The following is a 10,534-nucleotide window of genomic DNA, read 5'->3' as shown; positions in this document are numbered from 1 at the left end:
CCCCGCCGTTACGCAACGCCAAACCCATACCGAAACCGATGATAATACCACCCACGACGGTAATTAACAATGTATCTCCTTGAATAATCGTTGGTACATGGTGCATAAGGCTTGTACCAACGGCTAACGAGGCAATACCGATTATGGAATAAATAGCGAAGCTTTTACCTATCTGTTTATAACCTAACCAGACAAATGGAATGTTGATAATACCAATCAGCATCCCTAACGGTAAACCAAACAGTTGTGAGCCCACGATACTCAGACCTGTCACACCACCGTCTGATACATTATTGGGAATTAATACGGCTTCCAAACCATACGAGGTGATAAAAGCCCCGATCATAATCAGCAATACTTTGGAGATGATTTTCAGTTTGTTAGATTTTTGCACGTTCCTTTGATTCATTCCTTTTCCCCCTTGGACAATTAACCGATAGAAAATAGTCTATAATAATTATCACTCTTTTGGCAAATTAATATGCTTTGGTATTTTAAATTCACACAACAAATGCGCTTTGGGAAGAAACCCTCCCGCAGGATTAGGCTGCCTTAAAGTTTTGCTTAATTTGGTTTATATCATTCTGTTACATTTCGAAAGCTTCTTTCACCCTATCCACCAGAAAGGTCGAGAAAAAACGTTGCAAAAAAACCGGATTCCTCGTAAAGCGGAATCCGGTTTGTGTATTCAATTGTTTCCTGATAGAAGCGCCTGATAGGCGAAACAGTACTATCTGAGAAACTCAGTATTAAGTAGGAAATTAATTATTTATGCCAATCTCATTTTAAAATCCTGATAGCCGAACTCGCGAACCACTTCGCAATCGCCATCTTTTCTTTTCACTGCAATGGCTGGCAACGGCATGCCGTTAAATGTATTTGTTTTGACCATGGAGTAGATCGCCATGTCCTCAAATACCAATCTATCACCTATTTTGAGCGGTTGGTCAAACGAATAATCGCCAATCACATCACCTGACAGGCAAGTTTGTCCACCAAGACGATATAAGTGTGGTTTTTCTCCCGCTTCTCCCGAACCCACAAGTGGTGGACGATACGGCATTTCCAGCACGTCGGGCATGTGGCATGTTGCCGAGGTATCCAGAATGGCAATGTCCATACCGTTCTTGTGGAAATCGAGCACGGATGTGACTAGGAAGCCTGCGTTCAGGGCAACTGCTTCGCCCGGCTCCAGATATACTTCCAGGGCATATTTCTCCTGCATACGTTTGATGCAAGCTTCCAGTCTTGGAATGTCGTAATCCTCGCGTGTGATGTGATGCCCACCGCCGAAGTTGATCCATTCCATTTGTGGCAGCCATTGTCCAAACTTCTCTTCTACCGCATTCAGCGTCGTTTCCAGATCGTCTGAATTTTGCTGGCACAAGGTATGGAAATGCAGTCCGGAGACACCTTCCAGCAGCTCTGCGCGGAAATCCTCTTGTTTGGCACCAAAACGGGAACCAGGAGCACATGGATCGTAAATCTCATGCCCCTCCTGGGTCGAGCATTCAGGGTTAATACGCAGGCCTACTTTGCGTCCAGCCTGAAGCGCCTTGTCCTTGAATTTCTCCAGTTGGGAGAAGGAATTAAAGATAATATGATCGGAAATCGAAAGGATCTCATCAATCTCATCCTCGCGATAGGCCGGGGCAAAGACGTGGTTCTCTTTGCGCATCTCCTCATGACCCAGGCGGGCTTCATACAGCCCGCTTGCCGTTGCACCGCTCAGGTATTCTCCAATGAGCGGATACATCGTGGTCATGGAAAATGCTTTTTGAGCCAGCACGATTTTGGCTCCTGTACGTTGCATGACACCGTTCAGAATTTTGAGATTTCTCTCGATAAGTCCTTCGTCAACAACAAAGCATGGCGTCGGTAATTGCTCAAACCGCATCTTAACGAACGAGCTCCGATTCTTTGACTTCTTCTGGCAGTTCGTCAACGAGTACCGGGTTGAAGTCTTCAACCCATGGAAGTCCCCATTTGTTCAACTCTTCCATGAATGGATCCGGGTTGAACTCTTCAACGTTGTATACACCTGGTTTGTTCCATTTGCCAGTCATCACCATTGCTGCACCAATCATGGCTGGGACGCCTGTTGTATAAGAGATAGCTTGGGAACCAACCTCTTTGTAACATTCTTGGTGATCACAGATGTTGTACACGTAGTACGTTTTGTCTTGGCCGTCTTTTTTACCTTTGAAAATGCAACCGATGTTCGTTTTGCCCACAGTACGTGGTCCAAGGGACGCCGGATCTGGCAGTACCGCCTTCAGAAATTGCAGCGGAATGATTTGTTTGCCTTCGTACTCGATCGGTTCGATCGAAGTCATGCCCACATTTTCAAGGGCTTTCAAGTGCGTAAGGTAGCTTTGCCCAAATGTCATGAAGAAACGGATGCGTTTCAGACCAGGCATGTTTTTAGCCAGGGACTCCAGTTCTTCATGATAAAGCAGGTACATGTCTTTCTCACCAACTTCTTTAAAGTCATAGACACGTTTAATTTCCATTGGTTGAGTTTCGATCCATTCGCCTTTTTCCCAATATCTTCCGTTAGCCGAAACTTCGCGGATGTTGATTTCAGGGTTGAAGTTGGTTGCGAACGGATAGCCGTGATCTCCACCGTTACAGTCCAGAATATCAATATACTCGATCTCGTCAAAGTAATGCTTCAGGGCATACGCAGAGAATACACCAGTAACACCTGGGTCAAATCCACTGCCAAGCAGAGCTGTAATTCCCGCTTTTTCAAAACGCTCTTTGTAATCCCATTGCCATTTGTATTCAAATTTTGCCGTATCTTCCGGCTCATAGTTGGCTGTATCCATGTAGTTAGTTTTAGTTGCAAGGCAAGCATCCATGATTGTAAGGTCTTGGTAAGGCAATGCCAGGTTCATGACGATATCCGGTTTAACTTCGTTGATGAGGGCGATCAGTTCGTCAACGTTGTCGGCATCCACTTGAGCCGTCGTAATTTTTGTTTTACCGCCGTCCAGCTTGGCTTTAAGGTCGTCACATTTGGATTTTGTACGACTTGCGATGCAGATTTCCTCGAATACTTCGCTGTTTTGAACGCATTTATGAACTGCTACTGAAGCTACGCCGCCGGCGCCGATGATTAGTGCTTTTCCCATTTTCCATTCTCCTAACCCAATATGAATTTTTTTTAAATTAACTTCATTATTTTTCTCATTTTTCAACTTTTCGCCCGTTTTGAACCAACAAAAAAAGCAAGGTGAAAAATGCCCCAAACGCGCATCATCACACTTGCTTGTCGATATACATCATTAAAAAGACGCAAAGTTTCCATAACTAAAAAAGTTCAAAAGAACTCCTCTAGCGGAAAGCTTCTTCATGTATATCAATATCAGATCAGAGTCTATATAGCAAATAATTCGCCTTTACCACTCTTATTGACCGTTTCACAAGTTGATGTGCAGATGCACTGGTTGTAAAGTAACCAACTTATAAAATTTGAGCTTTTAACTCAATCAATAAGGCAACATAAGTTGCCAATCGGCGTTTGACCCGGCTGTCCGTATGGCCTTAACTTCCTTTTGGGGGAGTGGTCAAAAATTATCTGCTGGAAAGACCTGATTTATGTTGATATATCTGCTTTCCAAAATCACAGGTTTTACAATATCAGATACATTAGAAAAAATCAAGAGATCACTAAAAAATTATTTATTTCATCATTGTGGAACTCGCGTTCCACTCTTAGGCATACCTGATTATTGTGGCAACATCATAACAGCGTCGATGTTCGATAGTTCACCGCTTAATCGGTTACTGCCTCATGTCTCCGGCTCTTGCTCAACTTCAAGTTACAAGCTGACATAACGCGATAACTATGGGTAACATGGGAATTCAGATTAACTTATCACCGGATTGATTCAGGCAGAATAACTCTTTAAGTCGATATCTTTAAACGAAGTTGTTAAGCGAAGTTTAAAACAAATAAAAGTACCTCCGAAAATATTTTCACTTCACTTGAAATTTTATACATTTTTGATAGATAGAAATGATATATTTGGTGTGTAATTTAAAATATATCCCAGAAAAGAGGATGTTATGAAAAAGGCCATTTTACTATTTGCTGCAATTTTCATGTTTTTACTCTCTATCGCTCCTTCAGCGTCTGCGGCTGGAGACCGCCTCAATTATGACATCATGTATAACAACTCGATTCCACTCGTATCCAACAACAACAGGTTTTCTCTGCAATACAACGTATACGGTGATCTACAGCTCTGGGACAACCGTACACGCACGATGTTATGGAACACCAAGACCAGTGACACAAGAATAAATCATTTCAAGATTGATTATTGGAGTGGAAAACTAGTACTCCAGGATCCTCAAAACACACCTTACTGGACGTCAGACAACAAGGCATGGTCTACATCGTACTATGGAGCGGACAATGTGCCACCCAACCTCAGAGGTAACGTGCTCATCGTTCAAAACGACGGCAATCTGGTGCTGTACAATACAGAAACCCCGAGTGCAGGCTGGTATCCTGTCTGGGCTTCCAATACAGGAGGCCATTAAGGTCTATTGGATTGGAGCACAAACTGTTTAATCGAAGCTTCATTGGATTGATGCTTGTCCTCATTCTTTTCGGGTTTTAAACTAAAAAATACACTCCACACAGCGTAAACGTGTGCGAGTGTATTTTTTAGTATGGAGAATGTTCAAACTGCGATGAAGCATACTCTTTCACTCGTATCAGTGCATATCTTGCTCTTTACAATCCAACTTCTCCGATCATTTGGCGCTCGATCTTCTTCATCTCATAAAAATAACCTTTTTGCTCCATTAACTCCGCATAGGAACCTTCCTCCACTACCCTTCCCTGTTCCATCACCACAATCCGATCCATCTCTTCTAGGCCAGTAAGGCGATGACAGATCATTAGAAGCGTATCCTCTGCCGCTTGTGCAAAAAGGTGTTTCATCACACGTTCTTCTGTAACGTAATCTAGTGAGGAAGTAGGTTCGTCGAGAAGCCATAACCTTCCCTCGCGAAGCATCGCCCGTGCCAGAGCCAACCTCTGCTTCTCGCCGTCCGACAGGTTTTCCCCTTTTTCATATACTACATCCGTTAAAGATGAGCTTGGCAGCTGCACTTGAGCCAGCACATCCAATAGTTGTTCGTCCGAATGTTCTTCATCATTCAGCAGCAAGTTATCCCGGATCGTTCCCCGGAAGAAGTGACTTTGCTGCAACACGACATTAGCCGATTGCCAAATGCTCGCCTCATCCAGTTCTTTCACCGAAATGTCATTTAATCGTATCTCCCCAGTCGTAGGTGTTCGTAGTTTAAGCAGCAATTCAATAATTGTTGATTTTCCTGATCCGCTCGGTCCAACAATAGCCGTTTTGGAACCGGGTAAAATATGCAGCGAAATGTCCTTTAACGCAGGTCTCCACTCCCCTTCATATTGAAACGTAACATCGGAGAGATCAAGGGAAACAGCCTGTTTGCCAGATAACGCGCCTTCTGGCTGCGTAGAATCAGTCTGTCTATCAGAGGTCTGTAATGTTTCTGTCAGTCGTTTGGCAGCATGTTCGCTATCCTGCTTATACAAGGGTAATGTAGCCATTGCCGCAGCTTCTTCGAAAACGGTTAGTGAGGCCATAACCAGCATTGCAAGAAACACGCCAGCAAGCGCGCCATCGATGATTAGATAGGCCCCAAGCGTCAGCACACCCCAGGATATAAGAAACGTAACCAATGCGTGCATGGATTGCCCGCGCAGCAAGTGTCCGGCAGCCCGCTGCTGCTGAACCGTCAACGCAGCAGAAGCCTGCTGAAGCTGTTGCTCCCGCTGTGCCAGTTGTCCGTACACTTTCAAATCCCGAAATCCATACAATACTTCGGTGACTTCCGTGGAGAGCAGCGCCCGTTGCTCGCGAACACGTCCATGTATTTTCCGCTGCCCAAGCAAAACCACTCCCGGTACAACCAATGCCGTTATGAGCATGCCTAATACAAACAGACCCGCAATCCAGAATGAAAAGGCTGAAGTAAACAACACCGTAGCCAAAAAGACCATGACCACAATGATCGGTGGATAAGCAACACGCAAAAAATAATGCTGTAGACTCTCCACATCCCCAACGATTCGGGCAAGCAAATCCCCACTTCGCTTTTTGTTCAATATACCCGGCGTTAAAGGAATGAGCCGGGCAAAGAAGGATGTACGCAAACGGCTAAGCATGGAGAACGTTGCCCTGTGGGAATACAAGCGCTCCCCGTAACGACTCGCCGCCCGAAGCAGGCCAAGCAGCTTGACCATTGAGGTGAGTACAATTAAGGTGTAGAGCGGTGGAGCAAAGACCGTTTGCGAAATCATATACCCACTCGCGGAAAAGAGGGCCACTCCTGCTATGCCGGCAATAAACCCAGCTAGAATCGAAAGGATAATATCCTTTCGCTCCTGAATCAATGCTTTGGATAAAATCGCTAGTTCGTTCATGCTAAGCCCCCTTTTCGTTGAACATCAATCATCTCGGCATACGCAGGCAGTCGCTTCAGAAGCTCTTCATGGCGTCCCGTATCCACTAACACACCCTGGTCCATAAACAATATGCGGTCGGCATGTTGAATGGTATATAGCCGATGAGCCACCGTAATCATCGTCGCACTTTTTGCCAGTTTTGCAATGGAACGCTGCAATATCTGCTCCGTGCGCAAATCCAATCCTACCGTGGGTTCATCAAATAATATGATGGAAGGCCGCTTCAGGAAAGCGCGTGCCAAGGCAAGTCGCTGCTTTTCCCCACCAGACAGACCTCGGCCGCCTTCACCAACCAAGGTATCGAAGCCCTGCTCCAGTTGGGCAGCAACTTCGGCAAGCCCGGCATCCTCTGCCGCCTGCTCAATTTCAGTCCTGGACACGTTCCGACCCGCACCAATCGCAATGTTCTCAGCAAATGTACCTGCAAAAATATACGGATGCTGTGTAATGTAGCTAACTTGTTCGAACCATGCAGTCTCATTATAATCGGATAGCGGTTGTCCATTGACCAGAACCTCTCCTGATGCTGGTTTCAGCAAACCTGCAATGAGATGAAGTAACGTTGTTTTCCCTGAGCCGCTTTTGCCGACAATGGCAATGTGTTCTCCCGGCTCAAGCTGGACCCGGCCAGTTTCAAGTTCGAATGACTCAGGCGCGTATCGGAATCGGAGATGGTTTAATATCATGGATGGTGGCATGGAACTGTCATTGGAAATGTCCATTTGCAATGTCCCTATCCCGTTCTCCCTTTCCATCCGATCCATGCTGTCGACCTCGTCGATTCCATCGGAAGTACCTAATCCTTCTTTGCCATCTACCGATTTGCTCTCTCCAGCCGTTGTCTCGAGCATCTGCTCTACCTTACGAACCGCCCCCATACTTGTTCGCCCGCTATGAAAGGCGGTTCCCGTATTTTTCAACAGACTGTAAAATTCGGGAACGAGCAGCAACACGAGAAACGCGGTGTGGAACGACATCGATTTGAATACCAGCAGCTGGATTGCCAGTTCGAGAGCGACGATACCGATACTTAGCATGACGATTGATTCCAGCATAAAGGTATTTGTAAACGCAATCCGCAAAATGCCCATCGTAGCATCACGATAATCCAGACTGCTGCGTTCAATTTTCTTCTGCTGGCGATGTGCCCGTCCGAATATCTTCAACGTAACCAGCCCTTGAAGAGAATCCAGGAATGTACCGGAAAACTCGGCCAGCTGCGCATATTTCTCCTCTGATTTGTTTTTCGTTTTTAGTCCCACCAATATCATGAACAAGGGAATAAACGGGGCCGTAAACAGCATAATGAAGCCTGAATTGGCATGTTGCATAAATGTTACAATTAAAATCAGAATTGGAATGATGGCAGCCTCCATCATACGCGGCATATACAGACTGAAATAACTATCCGCCTCATCCACAGCATCCAGAGCGATACTGACCTTTCCCCCTGTTTGTCCACGAAGGGTTGAAGGCATCGACGCATGGGTCAAATTTTGCAGCACGCCTGCCCGCATATTCGTCTTCGCACTGGCAGCCATAAGCAAACCAACCTTCCCGTTCCCATAAGACAACCCTGTGCGTACGACCATGGCAGCCAGAAGCAACCCGAGCAGCATGACGACCGACGAGAGGGAAGCTTTCTCCACGAAAATCCGTTGAACTGCTTCAGCAAGTAGTGCGGCCTGACTCACAATGGCTATACCCAGAGCGAGTGAAATGACCGTCAGGAGCACGAGACGTTTTCGCTGGCTAGACATTTGTTGAGAGATGAGGCTTGTTTTCCTCTTCATGTAAACTCTCCTCCTTTCTATGAATGGCTATGAAATTACTCCCTTACAGCGCATAAAAGAATTCAATTTATTTTTTTCCCTTTACATAATCCGCATCAAACAGAAACAGCTTGAAGACCAGGATCAGGGAAGGAATCAGCATACACATGCCACCGATAAACACAACGACTAGTGCAAAGCCCATTGCTGGTGAGGTGACGCTGTTTTGAATCGTAATGTACGGATCAAGGATATAAGGATATTGACCAATTCCGTACGCGAAAAAGGCACAGAAAAATTGCAGCATGATACATATAAACGCTAATCCGTAGCGGCGCCCGTTATATAACAGCCACATCGCAATCATGAAAAATGCAACAGAAAGTGCAAGCAGCCACCATAAATCCATCATATTTTGAAAATGTCGCGCATTGTGCTGGCCCAAATAAATAAATGCGGTCAGTGCGATGATAATTGTCGGTGTACTCCAGAACAGGGCATAGTTTCGCACCAGCTTCAACGCAGAATGATCCTCTGCCCGTGATGCATAAAAGGCTAGAAATGAGCTGCTTATGAACAATACGGACACAATCGCCAGTCCAACGATGCTCCACGATAACGGATTGGTAAACAGCGTCCAGTAATCCAGAGAAACTGTCGAACCCTCCTTCACGATAAAGCCGCCTTCAGACAGTGTTAGCGCCACTGACAACGAAGCGGGAATAAGCAATCCTGAAGCTCCATATAGAAACAGATACACAATGTTATTTTTGGAACCATAGTTCTCAAAGGCATAAAACGACCCACGAATGGCGAGCAAAATGACCGCAATACTTCCCGGTACGAGTAGTGCTGATCCGTAATAATAAGCTGTGTCCGGAAAGAATCCAACGATGCCAATGTAGAAAAAGACAAAAAACACATTCGTAATCTCCCATACCGGTGATAAATAACGGGAGATCAGACGATTAATCAGGTGATCCTGTTTCGTCAAGCGTGCATAAAAGGCAAAGAAGCCCGCTCCGAAATCAATCGAGGCTACAATTAAATAGCCATACAAGAACAGCCAGAGCACCGAGATGCCAATCAGCTCGTAACTCATCATGCATTATCACCCTTCTCTGTAGTCGAATTGCCCTTCTCCTTTTCCTTCATCCATTTCTCCATCTCGACTTCTGCCGGATTATTGTTAAACAAACGTCTTAGCACGAGAACACACATGACTCCCAGAACGATGTAGAGAAGCATGAAGAAGAAAAACATCATTCTTATGTTGGGTGATGATGTGGCGGCTTCCTCCACACGCATATATCCCCGGATAATCCACGGCTGTCGTCCCAATTCAGCATAAAACCAGCCCAGCTCAACCCCGAGAAAAGCCATTGGTGCGCCCAGGGCAATGATCCCAAGCAGCCACTTGTTCAGCTCATTGCGCTTTTTCCAGAACACAAACAGGAAATACAGAACCGAGATAGAGAGCAGAGCGAATCCGATTCCGGCCATTAAATCAAACAGGTAGTGAACAAGCAGTGGTGGCCATTCGTCCTTCGGAAATTCCTCCAGCCCGGTTACCTCTGCATTAAAGTCACTAAAGGCCAAGAAGCTAAGCAGTTTCGGCAGGTGAAGAGCTCCTATAATTTCATGCTCTGCATTCAGCCATCCCAATAAAATCAAATCTGCGCCGCTTTCCGTCTCAAAGTGCCACTCTGCCGCTGCAAGCTTCTCCGGTTGATGCTCTGCCAAAAACTTGGCGGATACATCTCCGGCTAACGTGTTCAGCAAGCCAAACAGCAACACCACCGCCATCATGAGGTTCAAGGCTTTTTTGTGGTATGCGGATACCCCTTTTCTCAGCATCGCAAAGGCTGCAATTCCGGCTAACAGGGCAGCTCCTGTCAAATAGGCCGAGCTTAATACATGGAACACCTTGGAGAACGTCGCCGTATTCAGCATCGCCTGCACCGGGTCAACCGCTGTGAATTGGCCTGCTTCCATGAGAAAGCCTCCAGGCTGGTTCATGAATCCGTTCACTGTCGTAATAAATACGGCAGACATACCCGCTCCGGCGACAATCGGAATCGTCAGCAGCCAATGGATATACGGATTTTTGAATCGATCCCACGTATACAAATAAATGCCCAGGAAGATGGCTTCAAAAAAGAACGCGAACACTTCCATGAATAACGGAAGTGCAATGACATTCCCCGCCAATTTCATAAAATTCGGCCATACCAGG

8 protein-coding genes are annotated in these 10,534 nt (G+C 45.8%); 1 reads left to right on the top strand and 7 read right to left on the bottom strand.

The window, feature by feature from the left end:
• From AMS66_RS33675 to AMS66_RS11775, 3 genes are all read right to left on the bottom strand, one after another.
• Positions 1-409 (bottom strand): YitT family protein (locus AMS66_RS33675; protein WP_407944536.1); only part of this gene is annotated, 409 nt, incomplete at its 3' end.
• 360 nt (positions 410-769) lie between these two features.
• Positions 770-1,897, bottom strand: a complete 1,128-nt coding sequence (nspC, locus tag AMS66_RS11780; protein ID WP_053780961.1) for a carboxynorspermidine decarboxylase — start codon at positions 1,895-1,897, stop codon at positions 770-772.
• A 1-nt stretch (position 1,898) separates the two neighbouring features.
• Positions 1,899-3,137, bottom strand: coding sequence for a saccharopine dehydrogenase family protein (locus AMS66_RS11775; RefSeq protein WP_053780960.1), 1,239 nt, complete (start codon positions 3,135-3,137; stop codon positions 1,899-1,901).
• A 937-nt stretch (positions 3,138-4,074) separates the two neighbouring features.
• Here AMS66_RS11775 and AMS66_RS11770 point away from each other — a divergent pair.
• Entirely contained in the window at positions 4,075-4,554 is a 480-nt protein-coding gene (locus AMS66_RS11770; RefSeq protein WP_053780959.1) for an immunoglobulin domain-containing family protein, read from the top strand.
• Between the two features lie 196 nt (positions 4,555-4,750).
• Here the strand turns inward: AMS66_RS11770 and cydC are convergent, their stop codons facing one another.
• The 4 genes from cydC to AMS66_RS11750 all read right to left on the bottom strand — a co-directional run.
• The gene (gene cydC / locus AMS66_RS11765; RefSeq protein WP_053780958.1) at positions 4,751-6,484 is read right to left on the bottom strand and encodes a thiol reductant ABC exporter subunit CydC; all 1,734 of its coding nucleotides are present in this window, start codon (positions 6,482-6,484) and stop codon (positions 4,751-4,753) included.
• A complete protein-coding gene (gene cydD, locus AMS66_RS11760; protein ID WP_053780957.1) occupies positions 6,481-8,319 on the bottom strand; it encodes a thiol reductant ABC exporter subunit CydD in 1,839 nt (612 codons plus the stop codon). Before cydD ends, cydC begins: the two co-directional genes overlap by 4 nt.
• Before the next feature lie 67 nt (positions 8,320-8,386).
• Positions 8,387-9,403: a cytochrome d ubiquinol oxidase subunit II gene (locus AMS66_RS11755; RefSeq protein WP_053780956.1), complete on the bottom strand. Its 1,017-nt coding sequence runs from the start codon at positions 9,401-9,403 to the stop codon at positions 8,387-8,389.
• A partial coding sequence (locus AMS66_RS11750; protein ID WP_236703346.1) for a cytochrome ubiquinol oxidase subunit I occupies positions 9,400-10,534 on the bottom strand: 1,135 nt, incomplete at its 5' end. The genes AMS66_RS11755 and AMS66_RS11750, both read right to left, overlap by 4 nt.

This window comes from Paenibacillus xylanivorans, assembly GCF_001280595.1.
Lineage (GTDB): Bacteria > Bacillota > Bacilli > Paenibacillales > Paenibacillaceae > Paenibacillus > Paenibacillus xylanivorans.
The sequence above is the reverse complement of the archived record's forward strand: the minus strand, read 5'-3'. Positions and strand labels throughout refer to the sequence as shown.

Coding starts and splice junctions, on each gene's coding strand:
- nspC (WP_053780961.1), bottom strand. CDS start 1,897: ATGCGGTTTGAGCAATTACCGACGCCATGCTTTGTTGTTGACGAAGGA.
- AMS66_RS11775 (WP_053780960.1), bottom strand. CDS start 3,137: ATGGGAAAAGCACTAATCATCGGCGCCGGCGGCGTAGCTTCAGTAGCA.
- AMS66_RS11770 (WP_053780959.1), top strand. CDS start 4,075: ATGAAAAAGGCCATTTTACTATTTGCTGCAATTTTCATGTTTTTACTC.
- cydC (WP_053780958.1), bottom strand. CDS start 6,484: ATGAACGAACTAGCGATTTTATCCAAAGCATTGATTCAGGAGCGAAAG.
- cydD (WP_053780957.1), bottom strand. CDS start 8,319: ATGAAGAGGAAAACAAGCCTCATCTCTCAACAAATGTCTAGCCAGCGA.
- AMS66_RS11755 (WP_053780956.1), bottom strand. CDS start 9,403: ATGATGAGTTACGAGCTGATTGGCATCTCGGTGCTCTGGCTGTTCTTG.